The organism is Hypericibacter sp., from assembly GCF_050729195.1.
Classification (GTDB): domain Bacteria; phylum Pseudomonadota; class Alphaproteobacteria; order Dongiales; family Dongiaceae; genus Hypericibacter.
This window is the reverse complement of the sequence record NZ_JBOHKS010000024.1, coordinates 1-12425: the sequence shown is the minus strand read 5'-3', so window position 1 is coordinate 12425 and position 12425 is coordinate 1. Positions and strand designations below refer to the sequence as shown.

The following is a 12425-nucleotide window of genomic DNA, read 5'->3' as shown; positions in this document are numbered from 1 at the left end:
GTCGAGCGGATCATGGTCGAGAACAAGCGCGCCGTGGGCGTGCGGCTGGAGGGTGGCGAGGAGATTCGCGCCCGCATGGTGCTCTCCAATGCCGATCCCAAGCGCACCTTCCTCAAATTCGTCGGGTCCGAACATTTGCCCGAGGGCTTCGCGCGCGATATCGGCACGCTGCGCTACGGCCACGCCACCATCCGCATGAATCTAGCCCTCTCGGGCACGCCACGTTTCGCGGAGCTGCAGGGCGAGGAAGCCGCCATCGCGCTGGGATCTTCCATCACCATCATTCCCGAGCGGGCGGCGCTCGAGGCGGCCTATCGCAAGGCTACGCAGGGCGAGATCCCGGACGAGTTCTATATCGACATCCGGATTCCCTCGGCCTCGGACGACAGCCTGGCGCCGCGCGGCCATCATGTGATGAGCCTGATCGCGAAATACTGCCCCTACAAGCTGGCGAACGGGAAAAGCTGGGACGTGATCGGCAAGGATGTGGCGGTGCAGGCGTTGGCCCAGATCGAGCGCCATATGCCGGGCCTGCGGTCCCTGATCGTTGGGCGGCAATTGCTGACGCCGCTCGATCTCGAGCGTGTCTTCGGCCTGACCGAGGGCGACATCTTCCATGGCCGGCACGATCTCGATCAGATCTTCAGCCTCAGGCCGCATCCCGACGCCGCGCAATATCGCACGCCGGTCGCGGGCCTCTATCTCTGCGGCTCCGGCGCCCACCCCGGCGGCGGCGTCTCCGGCGTCCCGGGCCGCAACGCGGCGCATCGCGTGATCAAGGATTTCCGAAGGAAGAAGTGAGCGAGGAGAGGAAGCACGGGAACCTCGCCCCCTCCCCTTGCGGGAGGGGGTAGGGGGAGGGGTGCCGCTGCGACACGCATCGAGTGCGTGGCACCCCCCCCTTCCTAACCTTCCCCCGCAAGGGGGGAAGGGATTGGAGGTCAGCTCTCGATCGTCTGGGTCTGCAGATAGTTCTGCAGGCCGGTCTTCTGGACCAGCTCGAGCTGCGTCTCGAGATGATCGATATGGTGCTCGGTGTCGTCGAGGATGTGGCGGAACAGGTCGCGGCTCACATAATCGGGCGTCTTCTCGCAGATGCCGATGGCTTCGACCAGGGTCTTGCGGCTGCGCCGTTCCAGGTCGAGATCGGCCGCGAGCGCTTCGGGCACCGTCTCGCCGATCTTGAGCTTGTGGAGATCCTGCAGGTTCGGCAGCCCTTCGAGCAGCAGCACGCGCTTGATGAGCGAGTCCGCATGCTTCATCTCGTCGATCGATTCCTCATATTCATGCTTGGCGAGCCGCTTCAGCCCCCAATGCTCGTACATCCGCGCATGCAGGAAATACTGATTGACCGCCGTCAGCTCGTTGGTGAGGACGCGGTTCAGCTGCTCGATGACGTGCTTGTCGCCCTTCATGACGCCTCTCCTCTCTCTTTCGAGCGAGGCGTCACTCGGCTGCGAGCAGCATGCTCCCGGCGCGATTGGCCTCGTCGATGAGCTGCTTCATATCCGCAACGCATTTTCCGCATTGCGGCCTGCAACCGAAGCAGCCGAACAATTGACCGACGGAACCGGGACCGGCACCGCCACAGGCGCGCGAGCGCTGCGCGATTTCCTTGCGCACCGCCCCTTCACTCAAGCCGTTGCAATTGCAGACATACATCGACCGACCGTCTCCTGGCGAGGCGCCACGAGGTTGTTGCAAGCGGTTCTTAATTAAGGGATGATCCGAGCGATTGCAACTCATTCGCATGAATTTTTCGAGGCCCAGTAAGATGCTGATCTGGAAGGGTCTTTCGGCAGGACGGCTGGCTTCGGTGCTGATCTGGGCGCGCCAGCGCCATTCCGACGCAGCGCCCTTCGCCACGAATCAACGGGCGGTTTCGCTCGCGGCCGTCCGCGCCTTCAGCTCGGTGAGCTCAGCAGGAGCATCGCCAGCTGGCCCAGCACCAGGCCCGCAACGGCGCCCAGCAAACCGCCCTTGAGGCGGTTGCTGCGCAGGAGCGCCGCACCAATGCCGGCGGCGGCGATTCCGGGCAGCAGCACCCACAGCAGATAGAGCGATACCACCGCGCTCATCGAGGTGACCTCAGAAGCCGGCCGCTTTGATCGCGGCGGCCACGGCCGAGGGTTCGACATGGGTGGTGTCGATAAAGCAATCCTCGCGGCCGCGCCGATGCGGGCCCACCGTCGCCCCGTAGAGATCGACATAGATCAGTCCGGCGCGTCCGGCGGCGGCGCGCAGCTCGCTGTTGAAGAACTCGACCAGCTCAAGGAATTGCCGGGCAACGGCCGGCGGCACGAGGTTCAACGCCACGGCGCGGGCCGGCGGCCCCATCAGGATGAGATCGAGCTTGCGCTGATTGGCGGCGTCGACGACCCAGTCCGTATAGCGCTGCACCGTCTCGCTGACGAGCTTGCGGCCTTCCATCTCCGGATGCCGGCGCAGCAGATCCATGAAGCCGATGGTATAGCGGCAATCCATGTCGCCGACCGAGGCGATGACGCGCCCGCCGGCAGGCTGGCGGTCGAGCGCCGCCTCGAAGCCGGCACGGCAGGAATTGGCGGCGCGCTTGAAGAGATTGATCGCAATGCAGCCTGGCACGAAGGAGGTGCGCAGGCGCACGATATCCTCGCCGAGCTTGACCGTGAGATTGGCGGCAGAAAGGGACTGCATGTCGCCGATCACGGCGATTTCGGTCTTGGTCTTCTGCTTATAGAGATCGGCCGAGCGCTTGCGGGAATCGACGAGCCGCGCCATCTGGCCGTGATAGCCGGCATAGACGTCCTCGGTGCGGCCGCCGCGCGCCTGCGCGATCGCATCGCATTTCGCGAGCGCCGCCTCGATCTGGGCGAGATCGCCCTGCTGCCATGTCGCGAGCGCGCTCAGCACCGCTTCGCGATAGAGATTGCGCTGATCGGCCGGCGGCGGCAGCGATGCGATCTCGGCATGGCGGCCGAGCGCGAACAGCGCCAGCGCACAGGTGGTCTGGGGATCGGGTGCCGCCGGTGTCGCCCGGCGCGCGGCCAGCAGATGCTCCATGGCCCGGCCCAGATCGCCCTGCTCGCGCAGCAGCATGCCCAGCACCTGATGGCCCTGCGGATGATTGGTGTCGACCGCCACGGCCTCTTCCGCGGTCTTGATCGCGAGATCGGGATCGCCGATCTGACCCCACATGACGGCCTGACGAACCAGGAGCACCGCCGTGCGCGGCTGCAGCGTCTTCGCGGCTTCGAGCTGGATCCGGACCGCCTCGGCGTCGTTCTCGAGAATCAGGAGCTCGGCGAAGCCGGTACGATAGGCGGCATTGTCGGGCTCGAGGCGCACGGCCTCGGCCAGCGCCTGGAGCGCCTCGTCGCGCTTGCCCTGCTGATGCAGCACCAGGCCCAGGAGATGATGGGCCATGGGATTCTGGGGATCGGCGCGGCGCACCTGGCGATAGATGTCCGCTGCCTCGGTCAGACGACCCTGGCGGTGATAGAATCGGCCATTATCGAGCAGCCGCTGGAGTTCCTGCACCTTGGAAGCCTCGGTTGATTGGGGGGCTGGGCGGGCGCCACTATGCCCATCGGGCCCCCGTCCTTCAACTAGGGCCCTATGATCCGGCTGTTTACCTTAACAGAAGGTTCCTCGAGCGATGCGCTGGTTGATCCTGGGAGCGGGCAGTGTCGGCGGCTATTTCGGCGGCCGGCTGCAGGAGGCGGGTGCCGACGTCACTTTCCTGGTGCGGCCGGGGCGCGCGCAGCTGCTGCGCGAGCAGGGTCTCGTCATCGAAAGCCCCGATGGCGCCGCCCGGCTGCAGCCGAAACTGTTGCCGACCGGCGCAGCGGCGGGCCAACCCTTCGACGCGGTGCTGCTGACTTGCAAGGCCTATGACCTCGATGCGGCGATCGCGGCGGTGGCGCCCCATCTCGGCAGCGCCACGGCGATCCTGCCGCTTCTGAACGGGCTCCTGCATCTCGACCGGCTCGAGGCTGCCTTCGGATTCGAGCGCGTATTGGGCGGGGTCTGCCATATCTCCGCGACCCTGGGTCCGGCCGGCGAGATCCGCCATCTCGATCTGCCGCCACGCCTGGTCTTCGGCGAGCGCGCGGGCGGCGGCAGCGATCGGGTGCGCGCGATCGCCGCCGATCTGGCGCCCGCCAAATTCAAGTCGGTGCCGAGCGAGGATATCCTGCAGGAGATGTGGGAGAAGTTCACCATGCTGGCGACGCTGGCGGGGCTCACCTGCCTGATGCGCGGCAACGTCGGCGAGATCGCGCGTGCGGGCGGTGCCGGAATTGCCCGGGCGATGCTGAACGAGACCAGCGCCGTGGCGGCAGCCGCGGGTCATGGCCCACGCGACAAGTTCCTCGAGGCGACGGCACAGCGCCTGACCGATCCGGCTTCGACGGTGCAGGCCTCGATGTTGCGCGATCTGGAGCGCGGCGGCCCGACCGAAGGCGCTCATATCCTCGGCGATATGGTCGCGCGCGGTGGAAATCTGAGCGTTCCGACGCCGCTGATCGAGGCGGCGGCCTGCCATGTCGCGGTCTATGAGGCCCGGCGCGGCGCGCGGAAAGAGGCCTGAAACAAATCGGGCCGGCGCTCGGACGCCGGCCCTGCGGTCTCGCAATGGGAATTCAAGAACGCTTCAGTTCCTCGGTTCAGTCGACCACGGCCAGATTCTCGGCGGACTCGCGTCCGTCCTTGCTGTGCTGGATCTCGAAGCCGATCTTCTGACCCTCCTTCAGGGTCTGCAAGCCGGCGCGCTGCACGGCGGTCACATGCACGAACACATCCTTGTTGCCGCCATCGGGGCGGATGAAGCCATAGCCTTTGGTCGGGTTGAACCACTTCACGGTGCCGGTAGCCATAAACGTCTCCCTCCTCATAAGGGCAAGTCAGAAACCGCGCGGCGAGAGCAGCGCGGTTGGTCAGTCAATCAGCGGTTCGGGGGGAACGTTGTCAGGACGCTCTAATGAGCAGGCGACGCGGCAGCGCCCGGACCCTTGATCGTCCGGATATTCTGTCTAGGGGCGATTTGGACTGGCAAGCGAGTTTTCCGATGCCATCGAAATGCCACCGCCGCTATTTGCCGCTGCCGCTCGCGTCATGCGTATCGCGGGTGAGCCAATAGGCGCCCAGGATCGGCAGCATCGTGACGAGAATGACAAAGACCGCCACGACGTTTGTTACAGGGCGTTCGCGCGGCCGTAATAATTGGCCGAGTATCCAAATTGGAATCGTCTGCTGCTGGCCGGCCGTGAAGGTCGTGACAATGACCTCGTCGAAAGAAAGGGCAAAGGCCAGCATCCCGCCCGCCAGCAGGGCCGTCGCGATATTGGGCAGGATCACATGGCGGAAGGTCTGGAAGCTGTTGGCTCCCAGATCCATCGACGCCTCGATCAGGGCCGGCGAGGACCGGCGCAATCGCGCGATCACATTGTTGTAGACCACGACGATGCAGAAGGTCGCGTGGCCCAGCACGATGGTCCAGTAGCTGAAGGGGATGTCGACGAAGCCAAAGGCCGAGCGCAGGCTGATGCCGGTGACGATGCCCGGCAGCGCGATCGGCAGCAGGATCAGGAGCGTGATCGCTTCCTTGCCGAAGAAGCGGAAGCGGAACATGGCAGCCGAGGCCAGCGTCCCCAGCACCAGCGCGATCGCCGTTCCCATCAGGGCCACCCGCACCGAGATCCACAGCGCCTGCCAGATATCGTCGCGTTCCCAGGCGACCGCGAACCATTTCAGGGTCAGGCCCGGCGGCGGGAAGGTGAAGCTCCGGTCATCCGTCGAGAAGGCGTAGAGCAGGATGAAGGCGAGCGGCAGATTGAGGAACAGCAACCCGAAGGTCGCCGCGGCCTTGAGGCTGAAGCTCGGCCGCTCGCCCATGCGCAGGCTCGTGTTGCTGGCGGCCTTAGAGGGCATCGAAGGCTCCGAAGCGCTTGGCGAGCGTGATGTAGCCCGCCATCACCAGCACCGGAACCATGGCGAAGGCGGCGGCCAAGGGCAGGTTGCCTGCCGTGCCCTGCAGGCTATAGACCACCTGCCCGATGAAGGGCCGCGAGGAGCCGACCAGGTTGGGAATGATGTAGTCGCCCAGGGTCAGCGAGAAAGTGAAGATCGAGCCGGCGGCGATGCCGGGAACCGCGAGCGGCAGGATGACCTTGCGCAAGGTGGCCTTGGGCCTCGCGCCCAGATCGGCCGAAGCCTCGAGCAGCGAGCGCGGCACACGCTCCAGGGCCGCTTCCACCGGCAGGATCATGTAAGGCAGCCAGATATAGGTGAAGACGAGGCCGGTGCCGATATAGGAGGAAGACAGCGACGGCCCGCCGATCACGGGAATCGCGAGGATCAAGTCCAAGAGCCAGCTCAGATGGAGCTGCGCGAAGATCCAGCTGATGGCGCCTTCTCTGGCGAGGATCAGCTTCCAGGAATAGACGCGCACGAGATAGTTCGACCAGAGCGGCAGCATCACCGCGAGATAGAAGATCGCCTTCGCCTTCACGCCGGCATAGCGCGCCATGTAATAGGCGAGGGGGAAGGCGATCGCGCCGCAGGCGATGGTGACGACCGCCGCCATCATCACCGTGCGCAGGATGATGGTGAGGTTGGCCGGGGTGAAGAGCTCGGCATAGGTCCGCAGCGTCGGCTCATAGACGGTGAGGCCGCTGAAATCGTCGATATAAAAGAAGCTCTGCGCCAGGAGCGCGAAGAGCGAGCCCAGATAGACGATGCCGAGCCATAGCAGCGGCGGCACCAGCAGCAGCGTCAGCACCAGACGCGGGCGCAGATAGAGGAACGAGGAGACGCGCGTCAGCGGCGAGGGGATGGTGGCGTCGAGGCTCATGCGGGCGACGTCTCCGCCATGCCCTGCATATGATCCTTGCGCCACCAGAGCAGCACGGGACGCCCTTGCATCTCGGCACCGCCCCGGGCGCCGCCGCTGCGATTCTGCTCGATCACGGTGAGCTCGCCGCCGCCCTCGAGCGCCACATTGAACCGGGTCGAGGACCCCAGATAGAGCAGGCTCTCGATCCTGCCGCGCGCCACGCAGGCGCCCGGCGGCGGGGTTTCCTCGCCGCCAGCAACGAGCGTGATCTTCTCCGGCCGGATCGAGAAGGCGGCGGGCGCGCCGGGAATCGATCGGGCGGCGGCGCCGGTGAGGATGTTGGAGACGCCGACGAAGCCGGCGACGAACGCCGAGGCCGGATGCTCATAGACGTCGGCCGGCGAGCCGATCTGCTCGATGCGGCCCTTGTTGAAGACGGCCACACGGTCGCTCATGCCGAGCGCCTCGCCCTGGTCGTGGGTCACGTAGATGAAGGTGATGCCGACGCGCCGCTGGATCGCCTTGAGCTCGACCTGCATCTGCTCGCGCAGCTTGAGATCGAGCGCTCCCAGAGGCTCGTCCAGCAGCAGCAGGCTCGGCTTGTTGATGAGCGCGCGGGCGAGCGCCACGCGCTGGCGCTGGCCGCCCGAGAGCTGGTTCGGCTTGCGCCCGCCCAGCCCCTCCAGCGCCACCATCCGCAGCATCTCTTCGGCTTCGCGCAGCCGCTGCGCCTTGGGCTCGCCGCGGATCATCGGGCCATAGGCGACATTGTCCGCGACATTCATATGCGGGAACAGCGCATAATCCTGGAACACGGTGTTGACGTCGCGCTCATAAGGCGGCACGCCCGCGACCGGTTTGCCATGGATCAGGATATCGCCCGAGGTCGGCTGCTCGAAGCCCGCGATCAATCGCAGGCAGGTGGTCTTGCCCGAGCCCGAGGGGCCCAGCATGGCGAAGAATTCGCCGTCCTCGATGTCGAAGCTGACATTGTCGGCGGCGCGAACCTCGCCGTAATGGCGGCTCACCTGCCGGAAGGAAACGGCGGATGTGGAGGCTTTGGTCATCGCGGTCTGGAAGGGGCCTGAAACGAAACGGGCGGGCGCCGGTTGGTCTTGGCCGGCGCCCGCCCTCGACATCACGATCTACTGGCCGCTCTGGATGGCCAGGAAGGTCGAGGTCCAGTCTTTATAAGGCACGCATTTCTTGCCATTGCCGCAATCGGCGACCGGGGTCTTCCAGAACGAGATCTTGTCGAAATTCTCGACGCCGTTGGCCTCGCAGCCCTTCTCGCCGAGCAGCGCGTTGCCCTTGCAGGCGTCCGGCACCACCGGCACCGAACCGAACCAGGAGGCGAGGTCGCCCTGCAGCTTCTTGCTCAGCGAATGCTCGAGCCACAGATAGGCGCAGTTCGGATGCGGCGCCTGGGAATGCATCATGGTCGTGTCCGCCCATCCGGTGGCGCCTTCCTCCGGCACCGTCATGCCGATGGGCTGACCTTCGCCGATCAGCAGGTTCGCCTGATAAGGCCAGGAGGTCGAGGCCACGACGCCTTCATTCTTGAAATCCTCGGTCTGCGCGGTGGAATCGCCCCAGTATTTGAACACGAGCTTGCGCTGCGTCTTGAGCAGGTTGACCGCGGCGTCAAACTGTTCCTGCGTCAGCTCATAGGGATCGTCGATGCCGAGCGCGGGCTGGTGCTTCTTCAGATAGAGCGCGGCGTCGGCGATGTAGATCGGGCCGGAATAAGCCTCGACCCTGCCCTGGTTGGATTTGCCGTCGGGCAGCTTCTGCTCCTCGAACACCACGGCCCAGGTCTTCGGGGGTTCTTTGAAAACGGTGGTGTTGTACATCAGCACGTTCGGGCCCCACTGATAGGGCACGCCGAAATGCTTGCCGCCGATCGTGTGCCAGGCGCCGTTCTGCAGGCGCTTGTCGATCGTGTTCCAGCTCGGGATCAGATCGGTGTTGATCTGCTGCACCTTGTTGCCCGCGATCAAACGCAGAGTGGCATCGCCCGAGGCCGTGACCAGATCGAAGCCGCCGGCATTCATGAGCGAGACCATCTCGTCCGAGGTGCCCGCGGTCTTCACGGTCACCTTGCAGCCGGTCTGTTTCTCGAAATCGGTGACCCAGTCGTAGTTCTTGTCGGTGTCGCCCCGCTCCACATAGCCGGGCCAGGCCACGATCGCGACTTCGCCTTCGCCCGGGCCGACCTTGGACATCATCTCCGCTTTCGCGATGCCCGTGGCCATGGCCAGCGCGGCAAACGCGGCAATCCCCGTCAATGCGCCCAGTCTGATCCCCGACATTCCAGCCTCCTCGTCCTGTTTGATGATTCAGTGTTTCGGCCCTGATTGGCGCTCGGGCCGCTGCGACAGGCAACCTAGCCTGACAGCCTGGGGTTGGCAAAGGGCGGCGGCTTCAACAACCTGCGAAGGGCGCCGTTCAGCCGGCTGTAACAGACGAGAATTCCTGGCGAATCCGGGGCTCGGCCAGATCCTTGACGATCAGGACAAGTCGCGAGCGGCGGTCGGCGTCGGGCCAGGCCGGCAACAGGGCGGGCGGATGGAAGAGATGCTGCACGCCATGCACCGCGACCGGCGTGTCGAAGCCGTCGACATTCAAGATGCCCTTGATGCGCAGGAGCCGGTCGCCGTCGCGCGCGATCAGCGTCTCGATGAAACGGGTGAAGCGCTGCCAGTCGAGCGGACGCTCGGCGGTGATGCAGAACGCGCGGATATGGGCGTCATGCCGGTTGGGATCGAGCGCGCTTTGCTCATGGGCATGGCCGTGACCGTGATGATGCGCGTGGCCGTGGTCTTCGTCGGCCTCGCGCGGGTCATAGGCTTCGGCGCGCAGCCAGCCCTGCACATCGGGCGTCTTGAGTGCCGGGTTGAAGAGCCCGGCATCGAACAGCGCGCCGCCGTCGACCTCGCCCTGGCGCGCCAGGATCTGTGGGGCGGCGGGGTTGAGTTGACGGAGGCGCGCCTGCAGGACCGCCAGCTGCGCCGGCGTCGCAAGGTCGGTCTTGGTCAGGACCAGCCGGTCGGCGACCGCAGCCTGCTTCACGGATTCGAAATGGCGGTCGAGCTGATCCATGCCGTTGACCGCATCGATCGTCGTGATGACGCCATCGAGACGGAAGCGGTCGGCCAGCAGAGGGTCTGACATCAGCGTCTGCAGGATCGGCGCCGGATCGGCGAGGCCCGTGCTCTCGATCACGACCCGCTTGAAGGGCGGCACCTCGCCTTTGACGCGGCGGCGGAACAGCGAGCGCAGCGTGTCGATCAGATCGCCGCGGATGCTGCAGCAGAGGCAGCCGCTGTCGAGCAGCACGGTCTGCTCCGGCGCGTTCTCGACCAGCAGATGGTCGAGCCCGATCTCGCCGAACTCGTTGATGACAACGGCGGTCTCGGCCAGGGCCGGCTGGCGCAGCAGCTTCGAGAGCAGCGTGGTCTTGCCCGAGCCGAGGAAGCCGGTGAGCAGGCTGGCGGGCAGCCTCTCTTCCGGCGCGATGTCGTCGCGGCTCACCGCGGTCCCCATTTTTCTTTTTTTTCTTTCCTCTCCACCCGCGCAGCGGGGGGAGAGGGCAGGGTGAGGGGGGTCTCGACGACAGGTGCGATGTCGATGGTCTCGTGCTTTCCTGCGGCCACCCCCTCACCCTGCCCTCTCCCCCACATCCGTGGGGGAGAGGAAAGAAGGGGCGGCGACACTGCGCGGGCCGCGATCATGACGTCTTCGCGCACGGCGCGCCGGTAGCGGGACGCGCGTCATGCAGCGCCCAGACGACCAGCGTCAGCAGCGTCACGGCGCCCGCTTGATGCAGCGCCGCCAACGGCACCGGCACCACCAGCAGCAGCGTTGCAATACCCAGGCCCACCTGAAGCAAAGCCATGGCGGTGGCGAGGCGCACCGGCAGGCTGCCGGTTGCGCGGTCGCGCCAGCCCAGAGCGAGGACGGTCAAGAGGGTCGCGATCGCGAGCCAGCGATGGACGAACTGGGCCGCCGGCGGATTCTCGAACAGATTGATCCAGCCCGGGTTCATGCCCCAGAGATCGGAGGGCGCGATCTCGCCGCCCATCAGCGGGAAGCTGTTATAGACGAGCCCGCCATGGAGCCCGGCGGTGAAGCCGCCCATGACGATGGTGAGGCCGAGCAGCACCAGGGCGGTCAGGAGATGCGGAAAGAAGCGCCGCGGCACCGGCCAGCGTTCGCGCGCGCGCAACAGGCCCAGCGCGGTCCAGAGCATCGCGACGTAGATGGCGAGCGCCAGAACCAGATGCGCCACCAGGCGATATTGGCTGACATCGACGCGGTCGGCGAAGCCGCTCGCCACCATGAACCAGCCGAGCGCCCCTTGCGCCGCGCCCAGCGCGAACAGCAGCGTCAGCCGCGGCGCCAGACCGCGGCGGATGCGGCCGCGCAGGAGGAACCAGAGAAAAGGCAATAGGAACACGATCCCGATCAGCCGGCCCCAGAGCCGGTGCGCCCATTCCCACCAGAAGATCCCCTGGAACTCGACCAGCGTCATGCCGTGATTGACCTGCTGATATTCGGGGATCTGCTGATAGAGCGCGAAGATCCGCTGCCATTCAGCCTCGCTCATCGGCGGCAGCGCGCCCCGGAGCGGCGCCCATTCCATGATCGAGAGGCCCGACTGGGTCAGTCGCGTGACGCCGCCCAGCACCACCATGACGAAGACCATGGCGCAGCAGGCGAGGAGCCAGAGGCCGATCGCGCGGTCGTTGCGCTGAACGAGCTCGCGCCGCCGCTCGGGGTCGGCGATATCGAGGGGAGAGCTGGGAGAAAGGACCCGCATGATGCTTGCGGGATGTAGCGAAGGGCCGCCCTGGCGGCAAGGCCGGGCTTGTCGCGGGGGGCCGCCAAACGCCGGGTGGGCCCGTTCTCAGGATGAACCCTAGCAACCGGCCGGCGGCTTAAGGCCGGGCGGGGTGGGCGGACCGGAAATGACCTGCCGCGATCAGTGCAGCGTCAAATAGGCGTCCGGCATCCTGAAGCTCGCTGGCTGGATCAGCTTGGTCGAGGCGACCTTGACCGAGTGGAGCTTGCCGTCGAGCGAGCGCCGCCAGAAGTCGAGGAAGAGGCGCAGGGTCGGAAAGTCCGGGGCCAGGTCGTAATCCTGCCAGACATAGCTCTGCAGGATCTGCGGGTGATCCGGCAGGTGGTAGAGGATCTCCGCCGTTGTGAGGCGGTAGTCTTTGAGCTGCAACTGAAGCGTCATCCGGGGGTCTCCCTTCGAATCGGAGGCGCCTCCCCATCTTCACCGGCCAGTGTCCGGTAAAGAAGGAAATAATTAATTAAACCAATGGATTGTCAGCCAGACTCTGCGACTGCTGCCAATGATTCCGGGCCGTTGCGAGCAACCCCCCGAGGCGCTTTTTCTCAACGCCGGCTGAATGGAATCGCTCCAATCAAGCCCTGGATCACCGGAGGGACACTTGACTCGGATCGGCGCTGGGCCTACATCGCTGGCACTCATCGACCGGGAGTGCTAACAGCGGCCGCGCGCCGCCGTGGTTTCCTGGTCTTCAACAAAATCAAAGACTTATGGAGGTTCAACCATGCATTTCCGTCCGCTGCATGACCG

The 12425-nt window shown here is 65.6% G+C and carries 14 protein-coding genes; 2 read left to right on the top strand and 12 right to left on the bottom strand.

Annotation, left to right across the window (positions count from 1 at the left end; all coding sequences use genetic code 11):
- Positions 1-801, top strand: an 801-nt coding sequence (locus ACREE8_RS01780; protein WP_431571259.1) for a phytoene desaturase family protein, incomplete at its 5' end; no start/stop codon positions are given.
- A 140-nt stretch (positions 802-941) separates the two neighbouring features.
- On the opposite strand, the gene bfr is transcribed toward ACREE8_RS01780, so the two are convergent.
- The 4 genes from bfr to ACREE8_RS01760 are packed head-to-tail and all read right to left on the bottom strand — an operon-like array spanning position 942 to position 3519.
- A complete protein-coding gene (gene bfr / locus ACREE8_RS01775) occupies positions 942-1415 on the bottom strand; it encodes a bacterioferritin (protein ID WP_431571258.1) in 474 nt (157 codons plus the stop codon).
- Positions 1416-1446: 31 nt separating this feature from the next.
- Complete coding sequence (locus ACREE8_RS01770; RefSeq protein WP_431571257.1) at positions 1447-1866, bottom strand: (2Fe-2S)-binding protein; 420 nt, start codon at positions 1864-1866, stop codon at positions 1447-1449.
- Positions 1867-1904: 38 nt separating this feature from the next.
- Positions 1905-2078 carry a hypothetical protein gene (locus tag ACREE8_RS01765; protein WP_431571256.1) on the bottom strand — a complete coding sequence of 58 codons (174 nt, stop codon included), beginning with the start codon at positions 2076-2078 and terminating at the stop codon, positions 1905-1907.
- Between the two features lie 10 nt (positions 2079-2088).
- Positions 2089-3519, bottom strand: a complete 1431-nt coding sequence (locus ACREE8_RS01760) for a tetratricopeptide repeat protein (protein ID WP_431571255.1) — start codon at positions 3517-3519, stop codon at positions 2089-2091.
- A 118-nt stretch (positions 3520-3637) separates the two neighbouring features.
- Here ACREE8_RS01760 and panE point away from each other — a divergent pair, with 118 nt between their 5' ends.
- A complete protein-coding gene (panE, locus tag ACREE8_RS01755; protein ID WP_431571254.1) occupies positions 3638-4570 on the top strand; it encodes a 2-dehydropantoate 2-reductase in 933 nt (310 codons plus the stop codon).
- A gap of 76 nt (positions 4571-4646) precedes the next feature.
- On the opposite strand, the gene ACREE8_RS01750 is transcribed toward panE, so the two are convergent.
- The 8 genes from ACREE8_RS01750 to ACREE8_RS01715 all read right to left on the bottom strand — a co-directional run bounded on the left by ACREE8_RS01750 (position 4647) and on the right by ACREE8_RS01715 (position 12059).
- The gene (locus ACREE8_RS01750) at positions 4647-4856 is read right to left on the bottom strand and encodes a cold-shock protein (protein WP_151179338.1); all 210 of its coding nucleotides are present in this window, start codon (positions 4854-4856) and stop codon (positions 4647-4649) included.
- Positions 4857-5070: 214 nt separating this feature from the next.
- Positions 5071-5910 carry an ABC transporter permease gene (locus ACREE8_RS01745; RefSeq protein WP_431571253.1) on the bottom strand — a complete coding sequence of 280 codons (840 nt, stop codon included), beginning with the start codon at positions 5908-5910 and terminating at the stop codon, positions 5071-5073.
- Positions 5900-6832, bottom strand: a complete 933-nt coding sequence (locus ACREE8_RS01740; RefSeq protein WP_431571252.1) for an ABC transporter permease — start codon at positions 6830-6832, stop codon at positions 5900-5902. The genes ACREE8_RS01745 and ACREE8_RS01740 overlap by 11 nt, the downstream gene beginning before the upstream one ends.
- Positions 6829-7881 (bottom strand): ABC transporter ATP-binding protein, encoded by a 1053-nt coding sequence (locus ACREE8_RS01735; protein WP_431571251.1) that lies wholly within the window; start codon positions 7879-7881, stop codon positions 6829-6831. The genes ACREE8_RS01740 and ACREE8_RS01735 overlap by 4 nt, the downstream gene beginning before the upstream one ends.
- Positions 7882-7959: 78 nt before the next feature.
- Positions 7960-9126 (bottom strand): ABC transporter substrate-binding protein, encoded by a 1167-nt coding sequence (locus ACREE8_RS01730; protein ID WP_431571250.1) that lies wholly within the window; start codon positions 9124-9126, stop codon positions 7960-7962.
- Positions 9127-9262: 136 nt separating this feature from the next.
- The gene (locus tag ACREE8_RS01725; RefSeq protein WP_431571249.1) at positions 9263-10360 is read right to left on the bottom strand and encodes a CobW family GTP-binding protein; all 1098 of its coding nucleotides are present in this window, start codon (positions 10358-10360) and stop codon (positions 9263-9265) included.
- Between the two features lie 184 nt (positions 10361-10544).
- A complete protein-coding gene (locus tag ACREE8_RS01720) occupies positions 10545-11636 on the bottom strand; it encodes a COX15/CtaA family protein (RefSeq protein WP_431571248.1) in 1092 nt (363 codons plus the stop codon).
- A 162-nt stretch (positions 11637-11798) separates the two neighbouring features.
- On the bottom strand, positions 11799-12059 hold the full coding sequence (locus ACREE8_RS01715; RefSeq protein ID WP_431571247.1) for an usg protein: 261 nt from the start codon (positions 12057-12059) through the stop codon (positions 11799-11801).
- Between the last annotated feature and the right edge of the window lie 366 nt (positions 12060-12425).